This is a genomic window from Variovorax paradoxus, from assembly GCF_024734665.1.
Classification (GTDB): domain Bacteria; phylum Pseudomonadota; class Gammaproteobacteria; order Burkholderiales; family Burkholderiaceae_C; genus Variovorax.
The window spans coordinates 6583050-6600525 of record NZ_CP102931.1; the positions used below are offsets into that span (position 1 = coordinate 6583050).

Genomic DNA, 17476 nt, shown 5'->3' on the forward strand with positions numbered 1-17476 from the left:
ATTTGAGCCTACGGTGCACGGCGGCGAAGTCATGGCTTGGCCCCCCATTGGACTAGAGGTCCACGCGCCACCTCTCCTGCCCCTGTTGGCGCAAGATATCGCTCCCTGATCACGCAGAAGGCAGCAATAGAGCGTTAGCCCTTCCACAACGTCTGTTTGTCGTTGCAAGCGTTCAGCCCGGGGCATTGGCACACAGCCTCAACCCTCATCTCACAGAGACGTGGTGAGCCGTGGATCCCGTAAGCTTCCCTAGCACCGCCTTCGCCCTCGAACCAACACGCGTCCAACTGGGCTCGGTGCTCAACGGCACGCACAAGTCGAGATAGGCGCCCCCCCGAATGCCAGAGAAGGCGGCCAAGTCGCTCAGTCTGCTGGATGCCCATAAACGCGTACCAGCGTGAAGGCCACGCAGCGCGAAGCCATATCGGCGCATACCGCATTGACGCCCGCCGGCTTGTGCGATATTCTTACATCGAAGGTGCGTTTTTTTAACACGCCCAAGGAGTAGTGCAATGGAAGTCGAGAAGATTGAGGAGATCAAGGCGCATTTGAATGATTTCTGGAACGACCAGGCAATCGCAGTCGATGCCGACTCCACTTCAATTGACGAGTTGGTGGCTGCGATGGACTCGAAAACGGCGGTGGAAGCGCTCATCAAAGTAGAGGAAATCGTTGGGATAGAGCTTCCGGTCGGCGAAGTCATCCAACAGGGGGGCTACAACTCGCGAGAAGAATTCATAGAGCAAGTCACCAGCAGTGTCGTCAAGTATGTTGAGGACAAGAAGTCATGAATGCCGATGCTTGGGATGCCCAACGACTTGAAATGGCCGCGAGACTGAAGGAGGCGCGCGAGTACCTCGGTCTGTCTCAGGAAGAGGTGGCAACCGCCTTGAACATTCCGCGGCCGGCAATCAGTCGAATCGAGAGCGGCGAGCGCAAGGTGGAAGCCTTGGAACTCGAACAGTTTTCAAAGCTGTACACGCGATCTGTTCAGTACTTTCTCTCGGGCGAGACGCCTGACGATGAACTTGTCGGCAAGGTCGCGTTCGCAGCGCGTGCGCTCAAGGGGTTGTCGGACAAGGATCTGGAAGAGGTCGCTCGTTTTGCGAGCTTCTTGCGCGTGAGCGGTGCAAAGAATTCCAAAGGTAGGAAATGAGCGATCGCACCGAACTTCTCGAGGCGGCGCAGCGCGCCGGCAAGCTGACCATCGAATACGGCTTCAAAGACCGGATTGCGAAGGATGGCTATACCCGCATAGACCCTTTTGTGCTGGCCGAGGCGGTCGAGCTGACTGTACTCGTGCGCCCGCTTCCGAAGTTGTTAGGTGCCTTCCTGCGAGAAGACGATGTTCCCGGCATCCTGCTGAATTCAGAGCGACCGATCGGGATGATCCGCCTAACCTGCGCACACGAACTGGGTCACTATTTTCTCGGGCACGAACCGCATCTGGATGAGGACATCGAGTACTCCAAGACGGCTGCCCTGACTGAGCGCGCGGCCAACGAGTTCGCCTATCACCTGCTGATGCCTAGATGGCTGATTGCCAAGGTAATGAATCGCAAGCGGTGGGGCATCAAATCTCTCTCCGACCCCATCGTGGTCTATCAGCTTTCTTTGCGCCTAGGTGTGAGTTTCACTGCGATGGTGTGGTCTCTCAACGCGCACAGGCTGCTCTCCTCGAGTGACGCGATGCGATTGGCAACCGTAAAACCCATCGACATCAAGACTTCACTGGTTCCGCCGAGAACTGCGTTGCCAAAGGAAGCGGATGTCTGGCTGCTCGATCCCGAGGACGAGGAAACGATCCTGGAGCCGCGTGCCGACGATCGGTTCTTGTTGCGCCTACCCAGTCATGCGGCAGCCGGATACATGTGGTCCGCTCGAGAGGCAAGGCAGGCGGGCTTCACGATCAAGCCTGTGCTGCTTGATCCTGAGACCACGCCGAAACCAGAGGGCCCGGTCGTAGTTGGCGCTCCCGCCAGCCTGACATACATTGCCGAGCCGGCCGCAGAGGTTGTGGCGAGCCACCGGCCAGTCTCGTGGACGTTGGTCGAACGTCAGCCTTGGAATCCGACGTCAGAACCTGCAGCACAGCTGGACATGCGCACGCAGTTCGACGGCCTGCTGGAAGGGTTGACTCCCGGCGCACGTCGTCGGTATTTGGAAGAGGTTGCCGCTCGATGAGTGTTCAAGGCAAGATCGACCTCTCCGCACAGTTCGGACCCGCACGCGTTCAAGGCCTACGCATGACATGTATGGCCTTCACCGCGTCCGACCTCAATCGCGCCGTGTCGGGCGCTGGGGACATGCTGAGCCCCGAGTTCCTGTACTCGAGCGCCGGCACGTTGACGCCTGGGTGGACGCCAGGAATGGGTCTTTATGCGTGGGCAGCCATGGACGCGATACACGCGATAGGCCAGCCGTTTGAGGTGGACTACCCATACAAGGCGTCGGACCCGGCAACGGCTGCCACCCCAACAGCGCCAGCTGGCAAACCCATGTTCACCAGTGACCTCGCAGGCCACAGCAGCTCAATGCAGAGCATCGTGGACCGATTGAACGACGGCCACCCTGTGGGCTTGGTCATCCGGGTTACCGACACGCTTTACACGCCAGTTGGTGGCGTTGTGGACGCTTCGGGCGGCATCGTGCAGGGCTTTTATCACGCAGTGCTCGCTACGGGTTGGGGTGAATCGAAGGCGACAGGGCGTCACCTGCGCATCCGCAACAGCTGGGGTCCCATGTGGGGGGAACTCGGCTATGCCTGGCTGCCAGAGAAGTTTGTCGACTTGCACGTGCTTGAAGCTTTTGGGAGCAAGTGATGGCCAAGATTATTTCTGGGAATCGAATCGTACCGGTGTGGCTGGAGGCGCTCGAACATCTCGAGGTCAATCACCGACGCTTTCGAAATCTGGTGCTCGAAATCGAGTCGCCAGTGACGGTGACCAAGACCGACCGTGCAGTGATCGGTCTGGTGGATCCTGTGCTGCGCGCGCGCTGCGGCACCAACGTGGTGACGGTGGCCGGCACCATATTTCCCTGGGGACTCTACAAGAAGACGCCGGCTGCAACGCTGCCGAAACGCTTTCTGGAGATCATGGGCAAAGCGCAGGAGCCCGGTAGCTGGGGCACCTATGCGATGCGCCTCATGTCGCGACCGGGAAAGAAGCCTGGCGAAACAATCAATCCGCTCTACGAGGTTGTTCGCAAATTGAAGAAGGCCTCCACCGACGGCGTTGGCTACAACTCCAACTATGAATTGGGCGTGCATGCGCCAGAGGACTTGTTGAGCGAAGACATCGCCTGCGAGGTTCCGTTGTACAACCCGGCCGAGGATCGCACGATGATCTCGAAATACCCATGCCTCAGCCACTTGACCTTCAAGCTCATCGAGCGCAAGACGATTGAACTCACGGCGATCTACCGCTCGCACTACTACCTTGAGCGTGCCCTGGGTAATCTAATCGGCCTGACTCACCTGATGCGCTTCGTGGTCAAGGAAACCGGCCTCGAAGCGGGACGCTTGACCTGCATTTCGACAGACGCTCATCTGGACGTCGAGAGCTGGGGCGGTGTCGCTAAAACTCGTCCCGTCCTTGAGCAACTGAAGGCCGCTGCGGCAGACGAAGCGCCTGCAGCGCCATCGGCGCCAAAATTTCAGATGAGCGATACCTGCGCGGCAGCCTGACGCACCTCAGGAGCGCGCAAGCCATAGAGCTTGCGAATGCCCTCGCGGAAATCGGTGACTCCGCCATAGCTGGGGTGACGGACGCACTGGACCTCCACGCCGAACTTCTCTGCATAGTGGGCAGCATCTTGGCCGATGGCGATGATCCGGCGTATGCCAAGCCAGGCGATCAGTTGCTTGTTGAGCGAGTCGGCAACCTTCAGCTCAGCGGCCGTGAACTTTCGGTTAGTGAATGGCTGATCGGGCTCATGCGGGTGAAACGGGAACACATTCCAGAGCAAGGGCGGCAGATCCAGCTGTGCCAACACGGCCCAGATCTCAGTCGCAGTCCGTTCGACGACGGCCGGCCCCATCGTGGATTTTGCCGCTTCCGTGCCTGGATAGATCTGCGGGAACTGCACGAGACGCATCTCGTCGGTCAGCGCCAGACCCGTGCGGCGACCACCGCGATAACCTAGATCGCGGCCCATCCAGATGGTGTCGACGCCAAGCGACTGGGCCGAAGCCAGTAGCGTTCGAAGGCCTCGCCGGCGAACGGCCGCCGCGTCCTTGCGATCATGGACTGTGCAGATGTCTGCATAGGGATTGAAGACGTTCGGAAGCTGGATGGCCGACATCGCCTGCACGAAGCTTGTTGGCGTCATGTGCTTTCCTTTGGGGCCGACAGACCCTCGAATTTGATGCTGTGTTGCTCGATATTCACGATCACTGCTCCTTGGCTTGCCGCCTTCAGCGCGCGGAACATCTTGAAGCCATCCAAGATCGCAAGCTCCCACTGCCAAGGTGGGCATGTGTGAACTTCGTAGCCGCGGACCATGGTCTGCACCTGCTTGAGCAGGTTGAAGTCTAGCTTGCCGGCCTCCACATCCGCAAAGTCGTCGCCGCGCTCTTTGGCGTGGTTGAAGATCCACGTCGCGATGCCCTCCTCGATGATGATCGCTCGGGCACCGTCTTGGTTTTCGTCGATGTCGGGACGAGACTTGCGCTTTAGCTTGAGCAACGCGCGCAGCACCGGGGACCAACCCAGGTGCGCCATGTAGGCCAAGTGAAATACATCGTGATAGCGATACCAGTCGGGAACGTTGCTGTTGTCGGTCAGGGGATCGCCGATGTTGACGCCATTCCATTGCTGGACGACCAGATCCCGGCCCCTCACAACCCGGGGAATGAAATCGATCTTGAAGTCGCCGCGAGGAAGTTGCTCGTACTTTGAAAAGCCCGTGTCATCGAAGAGCGGGACATAGGGTGCGGGCTGTTGATCGCCGGGCCAGCGCGCCTTGATCTTGTCGAGGTTGTCGCGCGCGATCGAGGCCAGGTCCAGTCCGAACGACCTAGCCACCATCGTGAGTTGGCCCAGCAGACGGCCCAATGTCGTAGCGACCCTGTCCGCCGTCCACGTGACGTAGTCTGCCTCCGGCGCTTGGGTGAAGGTTCCCGCAGCGAAGGCGACTTCACGCAGCAGCATCTCTCGTTTCTCATGGTGCGACGCGTAGTGCAGCTCAGCTAGGCTGTCGAGTTCTTCGAACGTCATTCCGCCGTTGCGGCGGTGCGGCCCTTCACCAAGCTTTTCCCGAAGGTTGCTCATGGCAGCTTCACCGAGTTGATCCGGCGCAACCTTGCCGTGGTGCGCCAAGACCACGAGATACCAGAGCGCATCGCCGATCTCCTCTCCAGCGACAAACGCCTTCGAGTTCTGCAACTTGTCTCGACTGGCCTTTTTCAAGGCTGCCAGCAAACCGCCGACCTCGCCGAAGAGCCCGAAGCCCAGCTGAGTCAGCCCATCCTGTTCCTGGCCGAAGCGATCGGTTTCGAGAGCCTTGGCCGTGTACTCAACGAGCGACAGGGGCACAGGTTTGATGCTCAAGGGTGCCATCAGGAGCCTCCTGCGAGTGAGGTGTCGGGAAAGAGTGCAATTTGGGCCGTCTGGATTGAACGCAGCTGGTCGCGCAGCAGCGTGGCACTGGCAATCATCTGCCGCTTCCTGGCCGGAAGCGCGCCGAAGGCAAGCGCGCGCTCGCGGACGGACATCGTCACGTCGTAATGAGGGTACGAGGCCATGTCCTGAAACCAGCCGCGCTTGAGCCCGAGCCTGGCAGCAAACTGATGAAGTTCATCCAGCGAATCGGCCACCAAGTGGCACCAGAGCTTGCCGCGCCATGGAATTTTCTCGTTGTCGACGTAGACAGCCATTTCCATCTCTCCTGATAGGATTCGCTTTTGCACATAATTTGCACAATGCGCAATCGGGTAACAGTCGCTGAAGCTGCATTCATCGGCGCACGACTGCGCAAGGCCAGACTGCGCGCTCAAACCAGTGTCAAAGAGCTAGGAGCCCTCACGGGAGTGCATCATTCGCAGGTCAGTCGATGCGAACTTGGCGACTTCAAGATCGTATCTCCAAATGTGCAAAAGCTGTGCGAATACTTCAAGATTGAGCACCCTCGGTTACCAAGATTTGCGGTGCGTACGGAAGGACTGCGCGCTAGGTTCGACGTTCTCCTGACGCAGATACCGGCCAGCGCCTCCGCCTTCGAGCGACTCTTCGATGTTCTTGAGGAATCCCAGGCACGCAAACCCAAAACCAGAAAGGCTTGAATCCGAAGCAGTCCGGTCTCCCTGGATGCTGTTTGCAGGACCGCGAACGGCGACAAACCAAGCGTCGAAAGACCGGACATTCGACAATGATTGTCACCATCGGGCCGAAGGCCCCGGAGCGCAAGAGATGAGGCACACATTCGACTCCGATAATCATGCGACGTTGCAGGTCAAGTTGTTCCACGCAGAGGACGACATCGGCGAGGGGACGCTGACGTTTGGCTACAGCTGTCTAGCGCGCGTTGTTCTCGACGGCTTCGGCCTAGAGATCGAGCTTGATGACAGCCAGTTGGCCGCTGGCCTCTTAGCGATCGCGGCAGACGGCAGGAAATTGAGCTTGTTCAACTGCGAGTGCAAAGGCCGCACGATTTTCCCTGGGTTTGTCATTGAAGGCGACGTGAGGGGTTCGCAATTCGATAGCTTCAAAGTGCGGTACTCGATCGTGTCAGAGTGGTTCTTCCAGCAGATGCATGTCGACGGTCTGCCTGGCGAAGAGATCAAGTGGCGCGCAGTGCCTACGCCTATGGCCGCAAAGGTTGTCACGCCAAGCCACAACTTCCAACTAGATAGTTTCTATGTCGGCGGTCTCGAACAGGCCGGGGAAGATCGAACTCTTCATCAGCACTTCGAGTTCCGCTTCACAGCTACGAAGGACCGCTTCTTACCCGCTCAGATCAAACAACATGTCCTTCGATTCTCGAATCTCCTTTCGATCCTGCTCGCGCATCGCTGCCCGATCGTCTTGGTCGACGTCTCGTCGGACGGCAAGAACCATAGGCGAATGTATTACGGGATCTTCGAGCCGCCGCCGAACGGCGGTCAACCGCAGCACGATCGCGATCAAGTCACGTGGCGCAAGTTCCTCGCGCTGAAAGGCGATGTTGACGGTTGCTGGGACGATCTGGTCAACAGATTTTTCCGTTCAGAGTACCGTGAGGTTGTCTGGAGTCGCCTTGCGGGGATGCAGAACTACGAGGGGTTCTGGGAGTACCGTGTCCTTGGCTACGTGACCCTTTTAGATAGCTACGTCTCGCAGCGCTTCGGCAAGAGCAGCACGCCCAAGACCCCTCCAACAAAGAAGCTTGTGCGGCTCCAGGAATCGATTGCCAACGTCCAGCCGTCGCTCGACTCAGCGCAGCAGGCGGCTGTGTTGAATGCCGCAAGTCAAATCTTCTCGACGTCAGGTACGTTCGCGAGCAAGTTTCGGGCGCTATTGGACTCACTCGACCAGGACGTGGTCAAGATCATTAGTTTGACGCAGGCCGACTTCGATCTCATCAAGGAACTGAGGGACGAAATTGCACATGGGCAGCAGCCGACGTTTGCGGGGCCGGACTTCACTCCCGTCGTACTCATCACGAACCGGATCATTCTGCTGTTGACGCACCTTTTCTTTCTTGACGTCGGCTTGGGGCCCGAGATCTTCCTTCGGTGCCTGGCGAGGCCGTTCAGCGAACTTCGGATGATCTCCAAGATTGACGAAGTGCATCTTGATAGAACTCTGCATCCAGAGAGATTCTTTAAGGTAGGCCCTCAGGAGCTATTGACGATTCAACAGCGTCCTCCGAGGCTGCACTGCTCATGCTTCGTACGTGACACCGCCGGCACGATCACATACTCCGAAGAGCGCTCGTCGGACCTCTGGCATGCAACGCGTGCGAGCGGAGGTGGGCAATTTCATGAGCTCCTAGGCTTGCCCAAGGACGCGGTGACCCATCTCGGGGAAGCGTACTTTGAGGACGGTGTGCAGACGGAACGAGTTCACTCCACAGTCATTGTGGACCTCGCTCGCGTCCCCGCTTGAGCTGAAAAAATTCTTCTAGCCGGAACACTTTGCTCGAAAGCGGCGAGCAGAGGAACTCCTGCGGCACCGCCAAAGTCGTGCTCGTACGATAACCGGTGACAAATCACCGCAGATCTCTCGACAGGTCGATCACAAGGCCAACAATGTGAGCACGTCGCTCGGCGGGGATAAGCGCGTTGAGCAAACCGGCCATTTGCTCCGCCGATGTTGGCTTCACACCGCCAGGGGCGCGCGTTGAGCCATGCCCGAACCACAGTACGAGGTAGACGCCGATACCTTCCGCGGCCGGATTCGACGTGTAGCGCGCCGCTAGCTGGTTGCGCCACGCAGCCCAGACTTCTGGGTGATCGTCCTTTTTCACCTCGATCGGCACAATGATCCGTCGTCCGTCCGCGATGGTTGTCGCCTGAAGATCGGCGCGCTTGTCACCCGCTGCGTAGCTCTCCTTCTCAATCTGTACATTCAGAGGCAGTACACGATCCCGCAAGAGCCCGTGGACGAGGTCACGACAGTCGTTCTCGATCTTTGGCTTGGTTGCTTGAGGCACCTTGCCAGCACCAGATTTTCTAGTTTTTCCCACTGCTGCAGGTCGATAGAAGTTTTCGAGCCAGTTCGACTCCTCAAACTGTATTCGTTGCGCCAGTTGCTTCAAGTGATCTCTCACGAGCTCCGCCATATCGCGTGCATTTGCCGGAGCTTTGTTGAGAAGAACCTGGGCGACCAACGCTGGAGAGGCGGCCATAAATGAAGCTCTGTTGGCTACGCGTTCGTGGTCATAGAGCAGGCTGTCCAGGTAGACCGCCCAGCCGCTCATAGCCGGCAATTCCCGCAAGCGCCGAAGTTCCGATCCAGCGGCTCCACTTGTATCACTGGCTATCGCACGCACCAGGGTCTGCGCAGCCTCACGTCGGCGATCGGATGGCGTAAAAGTAGCAGCCTCCGCCGACTGTTCAGAAGACAAACCAGACGCAAGCAGCGCAACAAGGCGGCCGACCGACTCGGGCGAGTGCGTCAAGAGCGCGATCTCGTCACGCCGCAGGTTCGTGAGAGCGTCTCCAAGAACGTTAGTGCACTCTGGGTTGTGCTCGCAGAGGTTCAGCAGCGCATGGCAATGGACCTCCACATCAAAGCGCATCGCGGCCACGTGAAGCGCAATCGCAAGCTCTTCGCTGATGCCTGGCTCCGCCAGCTTGCCTTCTACCAAGTCGTGCCACTGGCGCTGGTCAAGGTGCAGCATCGATGCGGGGAGAATGACGTTGTCGACGAAGCGCAGCTGTCCGGCGCTTGGGCGAGACGGCAAGATTTGCCACAGCTCGGGAACCACCAGCCGTACCAGTTCCACCGGAGCTCCTGCGTCGCGAAGCATATACAGCGGCTGAAGCTGCGGGCCGGTGTCCCTTGACAAGTCGGGGCGCGCGAAGCGCAGCAGGATGGGCGCCAGGACCTGAGGACGCTCGTTCGCCAGCGCGGCATACCAAGATGGAGATTCGCTATCGACCCCGGTGAGACAGAACGCGAGCATGGTATCGACCAGTGGCGCGGGCCAGGAGCGCCACGCATCCGGTTGCTCCTCATGAGCGAGCTTGGCTGCCAGCAGGCAGACCGAGTTCAGGTAGAGGATTTTTCCTCCGGCCAGTGCCGAGGCCACATCGTCAACGCTTGGCAGATCTGCCCTCGCAAGCGCCGCCTTGATCCCTTCGATTGCTCGATTCGCTTGCTCTGGGCCAACAACGAGAAAATCTTGGACTCGCTCCAGCGGAGTTTCGCCCCGGATGTTCGTATATCGCTTCGCATGAGCGTTGACCACTTGATCGAGCAGGCGCGGATTTGCCAACCCAGTGGAAATGGCAGCAAGGTGCGGCGCTAGTTGTTGCTGCCGCTCGGCTCGTTCCGCCGCAGCCTTGGAACGCTGCTTCTGGCGGCGTGCGTAGTCGACACCTTGGTATGCATCCAGAGGCCAGGCAAACACGTCGGTCTTCCACTGCTCAGCGAGCGGCCACTGAGCGCGGTGCAGACGGACCCAATCCTCAATTTCCTCGACAGTAATAGACGAATCCTGCATCTCGCTGATGGCTGCTCGCCCAGCTTCCTGTAGGCAATACTGCGCGACCTCGGGATCGGCAGTGGCGCCGGCGATCTCGAGCAGCCACTGGAACCAATTCCGAGCTCGTTTGGAGCGAAACATGCGCTCTTCTGCAACCCAGAAGTAGCGCCGCCCATCCCGCGTCTCGGGAACAACTTGAAAAAGACCATACGCGAACGCCAGGCGGCGCTGATCCGGATGGCTCGATAGCCACTCGGCAATGGCCTGTGCCTCGTCGCCGCTCGCCTCGAACGAGCCGTATTCGTTCACTCCAACGCCGAGCCACGTATACAAGCGCTCCGCGCTCAGGCCGGGCGTGTCAGCTCGCAGGGCTGCGGCGACAACTTTCAGGGCAAGTTCTCGCGTCTCGTCGCGTGCTCGGGTCGCACCCTCTTCATCACTGCTGCGGCCTTCCGAAGCGAGGCGCGCGGCAAGCGCATCTGCGGTGGCCGGGAGCTCCGCCTTTGGAATCAGACGCAAGAAATCAATAGCCCAGAACATGTGGAACCGGGTGATGTTGAACTCCTGCCGTCTGGGTCTCTGATACCGGAGGGCCTCTGCCGTTGACATGTGAGCTGGGTACAGCGCGGTCAGCAGCATGCCAAGCAATTGGTCATCCTCATCGGCAACCGCGCCTGTTCGAATGTCTTCCAGCAGACGCTTTGCGGCATAGATGTCATAGCCGCCTTTTGAGAGCCATGCGTCGAGTGTTGCGCGCCGTACCTGCGGCCAATAGCTCGAGTCCCGAGCAACGCGTTCGAGTTCTTTAGGCAACTGCAACGCGTGCTCTCCTTGCATGATGGCATCGGCCAGGCAATCCAGCAGCGCCTGGTGGGCGGGTTCACGCGCAGTCGAGGTGAGCAGTTCGCGAAACGTCTGTTCCATGTCGCGCGTGCCGAGCGCACCAAACGGATGAGCATCCCAGTTCTCGTTTCGAAACCAGCGAAAGCGCGCGCCCTCACGATAGAGGGCCTCCAGAATGCTTCGCTTTTCTGGCACGGAGAAGTGACGCACATCGCCGTACAGCACCAGCCCCAGCGCGTCCCGGTCGACAAGGTAAGCCCGCTCGCGTACGCAGTGCACCGCAAGCCACGCATACAAGCCGCGCAGCGGCTCCACGATACGGCCGTCACGGCCACACATCATCGCGAGCACCCGTTGCACGGGAAGGCCGCGATCAATGCTTTGAGCCAGTGCCTTCGCTGCCAGGAATTCGGCAATAGTGCGATGTCGCGGTACCCGACGGTCCCCATCCGCGATGAACAGTTTGGAGTTCAGACACTCCGACGTCGCTCTTGCGCTCCAAGCAAACTCCGTTGGCAAGGTCGAGAATGGGATGACGCCTTTCTCGTCGTCGTTCGGGTCCATCGTGAAGCCGTGCGCGTCCGAGAGGAGCATTAGCGCGCAGAGCAGACCGGCTGCCGCCAAGGTGTCCTGGGTGAGAACAGGCGGCGATGCAGCGCTGCGGCGTCGTATTTCGTTGTGTTCGACAGCCATCTTTTTGCAAGCGAGTTCATATGTCTCGTTTCTGCTGCCAGGCCAATCGTTTCCGCTGACAGCATCTACGAGCATCCCGAGCAAAAGAGGATTGCCGAGCAACGGTGTCATTCCATGCTGCTGCGCTCGTTGCAGGAAGACTTGCGGATCGGCGACTCGCCGCGGAGACCATAGCCCGAGCAGCGACTCGACGTCCTCGAAGGTCAATGGGTCAAGCCAAAGAGTTGTCACCTGGCCAGCAGGGGCGACACGAGCCAATTCGGCCGCTCCATTGATGTACCAGTCAGCCTCGCGACATGACAGCCGAAAACGCGGGCGCCCGAGTTGATTCAATTTCTGGCCAAGCTCGTCGAGAGAACTCAGAAAATTGGACGAATCACCGCGTCGTTCGTCGAGCGCATCGATGAACAAGATCTCGTCGGTCCAGCCGTCCGGAGCTCCGAGTGTCAGAAGACTCCGCGCGGTGACATATCGCGCACCAAGGCCGATCGCTCTTGCCTCTTGTTCAAATGCAGTCGACTTTCCTGCGCCGGGTTCACCGAGAAGCACGTAAGCATCAAGATGACGCCACGCTGAAAGCGCTCGGGCGCTGGAGCTTCCGTCGTCGTGCTTGAAGGTGGCTGAGCGTTCAACAAGATACTCTGGGTGCAGCGGCATACTTGGGTCGAGAAGTCTGATGCGTGGACTTTAGCGGGTGGATATTCAGCCGCTCGATGAGGTCGACAGATCTGTTCGATAGCTAAGCCATTCCGGGAGGTCAGAATTCCGCGAACCGCTGGACAGCATCTATGGCCTCGACCACGCGTTCAGCGTTCGGTCTTCAAGGCTTGGGCGGCCATATCCTTGGCCACTCCCGCGACGAAAGCCCTCACGAGTTCCTCGACCTCGAAGGTGTCGAGGAACGGCACGAACCATATCCCCGCGCTCGGCAAAAGCCCTGGCGCTCGCACCTGCTCTGGCGTCACGCGAGGCACGAAGATCTCCGCCAGGTAGCCCTCCAGCACGAAGACAAAAGACACTGACCTTGCGTGCTGCCGGTCAAACGGAGAGATCGATATCTGCTTGAGCTCCGCTGACGTAAGCCGCCGCTCTTGTGAGCGTGTTGTATCCGTCAGGATTGAGACACGCACACCGAACAAACGCGCTGGGGCCGCCTGCTGTGCCAGAAGCAAGGTTCGCAGCCGCTCTTTCAGAGAGGCTTCCAGCCAGACTTTTGAGTAAACCTCTTGCACCGAGACAGCGGCACGCCAAAGCAAGCTCATGAAGAAAAGCTTCAGCGCCGCATGGTTGATTGCCTGGAAAGTGACGCCAGCGGGATGCGCGCGTCGCACAGCAGAACGAGTGCTGCGCATCGTGTCGAAGAACACTTTTTCGCATCGCCCGACCAGCATCTCGCACGCCCCGCACAGCAGCCGCTCCGACCAGCTATTAATCGTCGTATCGATGTCGCCCTCCGGTGCGTCATCAAAGGTGATCATTTTTCCGGAGTTCTCTCGCTTGATACCCCGGAAAATCGCATTTGGAATGACGTGCGAGATTCGCAGTTCCGCGTCCTTTTGACACAGCACACAGGTGCCGCGGTGCCTGCGCTGCTCAGCAGCGGCCTCCACGCTACTCATCAAAAGCCCGCGATGCGCAGATAGTTGCGCATGGTCGATGGATGCCAGGAATTGGCCACCGGCGGGTGAAGCTTCTCGGTCCCAAGATAGATAATCCTGACTATCAGTCGGTCGACCTCGTACTCCCAGTGCGCCCAAGCGAGTTCGCCGTCCACTAGGTAAGCGTTCACCGGCGTGCGCGCGAGTCGTCGCTGGGTTTGCGCCGACGCCCGGGTTCCGAAAACAATGCGTACCCTGGGGTGTGGCATGCCATTGAGAATGGCATGCGAGAAGGGCTCGATCTCGATCGGGATAGTGTGCTCGACGATTAAGCAGCCAAACAGCTTTAGAAAGAAGAGGTGCGCGCCAAGCATTCCATCGCGTACACCGCCTGAGAAGATACCGCCTAGCCGCACCATCGTGCCGCTCCGAATCGGCGGGTCATAGGAGCGCAAACCTTGCGACAACTTCTCCCAGGCAACATCGTGAGGCTGCGTCCTTTGATGATTGCAGTAGGCACAGATCGGGGTGTTGTATTTCAGCTTCCCTGACTTGATGCTCCCGACGGGCTGGTTGCGTCGGTCTGCCTGATGGAAGAACAGTGGGGACTTCTGCGTGACGTTGAGGCCCATCACCGCCTTGACGTCGGACGCCTTGATCATGTGCTCGTGGGTGGTTGCCGCCTCACCGCAAATCCAGCACGTGGTCATCGTTGGTCTGCTGCGTTTGTCATTGCACGAAATCGAGCTAACTACGGCGTCAAGCCGGGGGCAACGCGTAGGTGACTTTCTCGTTGACCACCGCCGCCCAGCCTTTGGTCTGGACTTCCGCCACGATAGCCGTGACTTCCTCCTCAGCCAAATGCTTTTGAAAGAGCGAGGAAATCGTGCTGGACAGGGTCTTGACCGTTCGCGGCTTGGATGTACCGAGCTGCTGCAGCTTGGTCAGGACGACCGACAGCTTATCCTCGAGTGACCGCGTGTTAGACATCTTAAAAAACGGAATGTCCGTGACGTCTCTCGAGCGAGCCGCAAGCACTTTCTTGTCCTTGAGATGTTTGATCAGCGGGTCGAAGCCGGTGTCTTTCGAGATGACATGAAAAAATGCCGTTGGGTCTGCAGCTGCCAGCTGCCCTATATAGAGGGCAATATGGAAGTCCAAGGCGTTCGACCCATTGCCCGAGATCTTCACGTACTCCGCGTTGCTTCCGATCCGTTGCAATGCGTTGGCGATCTCGAATGGGATCTTGTTCTGCGTCGCGCCGACGAAGACGATGACCTTGAAGTGCTCGTGATCGAGCATTGCCACCGCCTCCGGCTGGACGTTCTCGAAGTCGATCAGGACGTAGTTCGTTCGCAGTGTCATGAAAACGAGAGGCTGTTGGGGATGCCGGGATTTTGCGGCATCGCCGCTCAGTATCTCGAATCCGCTTCGGCAACCCCTGGGTATGGGCATTCGCTTGAGCCAATCCTTCGATGGGTCTGGTGGTGGGGGCCGTCTGCCCTGCCGCATCTCTTGTCGACTCCGATGGGTGTCAGCCCACTGGTCGTTGGTCGATCGGGAAGGTGCGAATGTTCACCTGAATCACACTGATAGCCGGTGGCACATCAAGTGAACTGAGCAGTTCTGGCGGCGGCGCTGGCGGATCCTCGACGTAGCCGTCGTAGTTCGATCCCATGAACGACATCACGTTGGAGCTGTTGGCTCGCGATTGGCCGCCGTACCCCGTCATCGGACCGGGCTTAAAGTCACCGAGAAGGTCCCAGACCAATCTTGACCATTCACAGGCTGCAGCAGGGCCTTTGTCCCGAATCACACGCCCGACGGTGCCAGATATCGCGAGGTCCCGCATGGCTGCCAAGAAGCTGGTCGTCGGGGCAATTGAGTTCGAAGAGCGGTTCTTCGGCCATCCAATTTGAAGCGGCTCGCACGGGGTGCAGCCTGGGCACCAGTTCGCCTTCTTCGGCATCATCAGATACCGTGCACAGTCCCTCAGACCCGTACCAATGCCGAACGTGTAGTCTCCTATGTGGCCTGTCAGATTGACGTCCCTATAGACAGATAGTGGTCGGGTGCGGCAGAGACCTTCGAGAAGCAGACGCTCCTTCTTGGTCGAAGGATTTGATGGCAGAGCGTCGTGGCGCTTCACGGTCTTGCCCTGCAACAGCACCCCAGTGCGGTTCACGAGCTTTCCCGTCATGTCCATCTGGTTCACGATGAACAGCAGGTCTGCTAATTCGCACTGCGCCAGCTTCTTGCCGCTCGGCAAGTAGCCTTGCACTTGAGGCGTGCCGTCGATCCAGAAGGACTCCGCCGACACTTTCGCGGACGTCCCTGCAGCCTTCAAACCCCCGACCACCCACCGCGCCAAGGCGTTCAGACTGTGCTTGGAATGAAGCGCTGCCAATTGCCAGCGCTCCTCGGAACGCCAACCGGAAGTGTTGAACTCTTGGTACAGGGCATTCCAATACTGCCAGCCGAACTCACAAGCTCCTGCGGGCACCTTCGGCCGAGAAAATGGTTTTGACATGTTTTTTTGGCGAGGCTGTTGTGGCCTTGTTGTCGATGCCTGTCGAGGGACAGATCACCCGTTAGTTGACAAGCAGTTTCCACATCGCGCTTATATTGGCTATCCATTTGTCGGGGAGCGCAGCGAGTAGCGAACCGAGACCAACCAAGAGTGCCGCGATGGTCAGCAACTCCATACGGCGCTGAGTTCGAATGCTTTCTTGAATGCTTAAGATGGTGGAGACCTGTTCGAAGTGTTCTCTCGTCGAAGACTCATCTACGATGATTCCGGAAGCTAGGGAGTGGACTCTTGCCCGCAATACTTCAGCTATCTGAACGTCGGGTTCACCTTTCCCCCATGCGGGGGCAGTGAAGTCCTCGCAATCGTGGCGATACTGGCCTGTCGATTTGGACTCTTCAACAAGTTCACGAGCCGCTACGGGAATGCCCAGGTTTTGATCGAAGAACTGCTGAATTTCTTGAATCTTTCGAAATACCCGGCCTTTGTTCTGGGAGACATTGAGACCCTCGCGAGCGACTTTCAAATCTCTGGATACTTCAGTAAGGTATGCCGTGACTGCAAAGTGGCAGAGAAGGCCCTCTAGCCTCTCGTGGCACATATGCATGTATGCGCGTTCCCCGGCCCCGTACACCTCCAGTTGCTTCGTCGGCAACTGCGTCGTTATTAGATTGACTGTTAGCCAGAAACGATGCTCATGCGGCCACCGTGCCCTTTCCTCAGTAAATTGCAAACTTGGAATTTCTCGACATGTCCAAACACTGGATCGTCCGACGTTGGCCAAAATTCGTTGCCAGTCAAAGAATCCCCCCCTGAAGTCTTGAGAGAACAGTGCCTGCGATTCCGTAGTTAGAAATTCCGCTGCTGGATGTCGTTCGGGTCGATTGGTAGCAGCAAAAAACCCGGGAAGATGAACACGAAACCATTTGTGGGCCATCAAAAGCACATCTTCCCTCGCGCGTGCCATTGCGCGTTGTTTTAGATGCACGGGGTCAAGCTCACCTATGGTCCAATCGGGCAGTCTCTGTCGCTGCGAGATCCGGTCCTTATTGAGTTCACGTTCGTATCTGGTGGCAGCCTCAGGCTTCATGACGAAGCACACAACAACGCAAGTCACTGAGGGCACTACCTGGTGAAGCCTAACTATCAGGTGATCCACCTCATCGGGAAGCGAAGCATAGTTTCCCTTAAGAAGATACTTTCCTCGGTCGGCACGCTTGGTTACGTAGCCGACGTTATACGTACCGCCAAGGCCGTAGGTTCGTTGCTGCTGGACCCATTCAAGTGCACCCCCCTCGTTGTGTGATCTGAAACCAGCGGACCAACCAAGCGTTTCCAGGGCGGAATACAGTCGGTCGCTTTCAGTTGGGCCGAAAATTTCCATGGCCCAGAACGCACTAAGACGCAAATTCTCCTCTGCAGGGACGCGGCTCTCCTGGTTCGCCTCCAAATCGTGCTTGAGCTGATACTCACGGTCTCGCCCAGGCGATGGCAACAAATTGGGCAACAGCCAATGTGTCCTCCACCACAGGGAGCGAGAGAGTCGTTTGAGAGGACTCTCCGATAGAGGCTTGGTTGCATTCACTTTGACAGCAGATGTTGCTACTCCTTCCGGGCCCGCAGGAATCTCTTGTTGTGGCATGGAGTTTCTTGGTTGGAGATACCTGCGCACTGTAGCGCGTCC

Annotated in this window: 16 protein-coding genes; 7 read left to right on the forward strand and 9 right to left on the reverse strand. The window is 58.4% G+C overall.

Annotation, left to right across the window (positions count from 1 at the left end; genetic code table 11):
• Positions 1-512: 512 nt before the first annotated feature.
• The 5 genes from NWF24_RS30810 to NWF24_RS30830 all read left to right on the forward strand — a co-directional run bounded on the left by NWF24_RS30810 (position 513) and on the right by NWF24_RS30830 (position 3688).
• Positions 513-791, forward strand: a complete 279-nt coding sequence (locus NWF24_RS30810) for a hypothetical protein (RefSeq protein ID WP_258351837.1) — start codon at positions 513-515, stop codon at positions 789-791.
• Positions 788-1156 (forward strand): helix-turn-helix domain-containing protein, encoded by a 369-nt coding sequence (locus tag NWF24_RS30815; protein ID WP_258351838.1) that lies wholly within the window; start codon positions 788-790, stop codon positions 1154-1156. Before NWF24_RS30810 ends, NWF24_RS30815 begins: the two co-directional genes overlap by 4 nt.
• Entirely contained in the window at positions 1153-2184 is a 1032-nt protein-coding gene (locus tag NWF24_RS30820; RefSeq protein WP_258351839.1) for an ImmA/IrrE family metallo-endopeptidase, read from the forward strand. Before NWF24_RS30815 ends, NWF24_RS30820 begins: the two co-directional genes overlap by 4 nt.
• A gap of 71 nt (positions 2185-2255) precedes the next feature.
• Complete coding sequence (locus NWF24_RS30825; RefSeq protein WP_258351840.1) at positions 2256-2822, forward strand: C1 family peptidase; 567 nt, start codon at positions 2256-2258, stop codon at positions 2820-2822.
• Positions 2822-3688, forward strand: a complete 867-nt coding sequence (locus tag NWF24_RS30830; protein ID WP_258351841.1) for a hypothetical protein — start codon at positions 2822-2824, stop codon at positions 3686-3688. The genes NWF24_RS30825 and NWF24_RS30830 overlap by 1 nt, the downstream gene beginning before the upstream one ends.
• Here the strand turns inward: NWF24_RS30830 and NWF24_RS30835 are convergent.
• From NWF24_RS30835 to NWF24_RS30845, 3 genes are read right to left on the reverse strand one after another with little or no spacing between them, the layout of a single operon-like run.
• Positions 3658-4332, reverse strand: a complete 675-nt coding sequence (locus NWF24_RS30835) for a uracil-DNA glycosylase (protein ID WP_258351842.1) — start codon at positions 4330-4332, stop codon at positions 3658-3660. The genes NWF24_RS30830 and NWF24_RS30835 overlap by 31 nt on opposite strands.
• Positions 4329-5561 carry a nucleoside triphosphate pyrophosphohydrolase family protein gene (locus tag NWF24_RS30840; RefSeq protein ID WP_258351843.1) on the reverse strand — a complete coding sequence of 411 codons (1233 nt, stop codon included), beginning with the start codon at positions 5559-5561 and terminating at the stop codon, positions 4329-4331. The genes NWF24_RS30835 and NWF24_RS30840 overlap by 4 nt, the downstream gene beginning before the upstream one ends.
• Positions 5561-5878, reverse strand: a complete 318-nt coding sequence (locus NWF24_RS30845; RefSeq protein ID WP_258351844.1) for a DUF4031 domain-containing protein — start codon at positions 5876-5878, stop codon at positions 5561-5563. Before NWF24_RS30845 ends, NWF24_RS30840 begins: the two co-directional genes overlap by 1 nt.
• Positions 5879-5923: 45 nt before the next feature.
• On the opposite strand from NWF24_RS30845, the gene NWF24_RS34305 reads away from it, so the two are divergent.
• Positions 5924-6283 carry a helix-turn-helix domain-containing protein gene (locus NWF24_RS34305; protein ID WP_375338428.1) on the forward strand — a complete coding sequence of 120 codons (360 nt, stop codon included), beginning with the start codon at positions 5924-5926 and terminating at the stop codon, positions 6281-6283.
• Between the two features lie 127 nt (positions 6284-6410).
• Positions 6411-8087, forward strand: a complete 1677-nt coding sequence (locus NWF24_RS30850) for an ApeA N-terminal domain 1-containing protein (protein ID WP_258351845.1) — start codon at positions 6411-6413, stop codon at positions 8085-8087.
• Between the two features lie 103 nt (positions 8088-8190).
• On the opposite strand, the gene NWF24_RS30855 is transcribed toward NWF24_RS30850, so the two are convergent.
• From NWF24_RS30855 to NWF24_RS30880, 6 genes are all read right to left on the reverse strand, one after another.
• Positions 8191-12324, reverse strand: a complete 4134-nt coding sequence (locus tag NWF24_RS30855; protein ID WP_258351846.1) for a hypothetical protein — start codon at positions 12322-12324, stop codon at positions 8191-8193.
• Between the two features lie 149 nt (positions 12325-12473).
• Positions 12474-13286 (reverse strand): hypothetical protein, encoded by an 813-nt coding sequence (locus tag NWF24_RS30860; RefSeq protein WP_258351847.1) that lies wholly within the window; start codon positions 13284-13286, stop codon positions 12474-12476.
• Positions 13286-13975: a hypothetical protein gene (locus NWF24_RS30865; RefSeq protein WP_258351848.1), complete on the reverse strand. Its 690-nt coding sequence runs from the start codon at positions 13973-13975 to the stop codon at positions 13286-13288. The genes NWF24_RS30860 and NWF24_RS30865 overlap by 1 nt, the downstream gene beginning before the upstream one ends.
• Positions 13976-14024: 49 nt before the next feature.
• Positions 14025-14630 carry a PIN domain-containing protein gene (locus tag NWF24_RS30870; protein WP_258351849.1) on the reverse strand — a complete coding sequence of 202 codons (606 nt, stop codon included), beginning with the start codon at positions 14628-14630 and terminating at the stop codon, positions 14025-14027.
• A gap of 169 nt (positions 14631-14799) precedes the next feature.
• Entirely contained in the window at positions 14800-15795 is a 996-nt protein-coding gene (locus NWF24_RS30875) for a hypothetical protein (RefSeq protein ID WP_258351850.1), read from the reverse strand.
• 61 nt (positions 15796-15856) lie between these two features.
• Positions 15857-17434: a hypothetical protein gene (locus NWF24_RS30880; RefSeq protein WP_258351851.1), complete on the reverse strand. Its 1578-nt coding sequence runs from the start codon at positions 17432-17434 to the stop codon at positions 15857-15859.
• Positions 17435-17476 lie beyond the last annotated feature (42 nt).

Bases quoted from the DNA above. Each gene is read 5' to 3' on its own strand.
- NWF24_RS30810 (WP_258351837.1), top strand. From the start codon at position 513: ATGGAAGTCGAGAAGATTGAGGAGATCAAGGCGCATTTGAATGATTTC.
- NWF24_RS30815 (WP_258351838.1), top strand. From the start codon at position 788: ATGAATGCCGATGCTTGGGATGCCCAACGACTTGAAATGGCCGCGAGA.
- NWF24_RS30820 (WP_258351839.1), top strand. From the start codon at position 1,153: ATGAGCGATCGCACCGAACTTCTCGAGGCGGCGCAGCGCGCCGGCAAG.
- NWF24_RS30825 (WP_258351840.1), top strand. From the start codon at position 2,256: ATGGCCTTCACCGCGTCCGACCTCAATCGCGCCGTGTCGGGCGCTGGG.
- NWF24_RS30830 (WP_258351841.1), top strand. From the start codon at position 2,822: ATGGCCAAGATTATTTCTGGGAATCGAATCGTACCGGTGTGGCTGGAG.
- NWF24_RS30835 (WP_258351842.1), bottom strand. From the start codon at position 4,332: ATGACGCCAACAAGCTTCGTGCAGGCGATGTCGGCCATCCAGCTTCCG.
- NWF24_RS30840 (WP_258351843.1), bottom strand. From the start codon at position 5,561: ATGGCACCCTTGAGCATCAAACCTGTGCCCCTGTCGCTCGTTGAGTAC.
- NWF24_RS30845 (WP_258351844.1), bottom strand. From the start codon at position 5,878: ATGGCTGTCTACGTCGACAACGAGAAAATTCCATGGCGCGGCAAGCTC.
- NWF24_RS34305 (WP_375338428.1), top strand. From the start codon at position 5,924: ATGCGCAATCGGGTAACAGTCGCTGAAGCTGCATTCATCGGCGCACGA.
- NWF24_RS30850 (WP_258351845.1), top strand. From the start codon at position 6,411: ATGAGGCACACATTCGACTCCGATAATCATGCGACGTTGCAGGTCAAG.
- NWF24_RS30855 (WP_258351846.1), bottom strand. From the start codon at position 12,324: ATGCCGCTGCACCCAGAGTATCTTGTTGAACGCTCAGCCACCTTCAAG.
- NWF24_RS30860 (WP_258351847.1), bottom strand. From the start codon at position 13,286: ATGAGTAGCGTGGAGGCCGCTGCTGAGCAGCGCAGGCACCGCGGCACC.
- NWF24_RS30865 (WP_258351848.1), bottom strand. From the start codon at position 13,975: ATGACCACGTGCTGGATTTGCGGTGAGGCGGCAACCACCCACGAGCAC.
- NWF24_RS30870 (WP_258351849.1), bottom strand. From the start codon at position 14,630: ATGACACTGCGAACGAACTACGTCCTGATCGACTTCGAGAACGTCCAG.
- NWF24_RS30875 (WP_258351850.1), bottom strand. From the start codon at position 15,795: ATGTCAAAACCATTTTCTCGGCCGAAGGTGCCCGCAGGAGCTTGTGAG.
- NWF24_RS30880 (WP_258351851.1), bottom strand. From the start codon at position 17,434: ATGCCACAACAAGAGATTCCTGCGGGCCCGGAAGGAGTAGCAACATCT.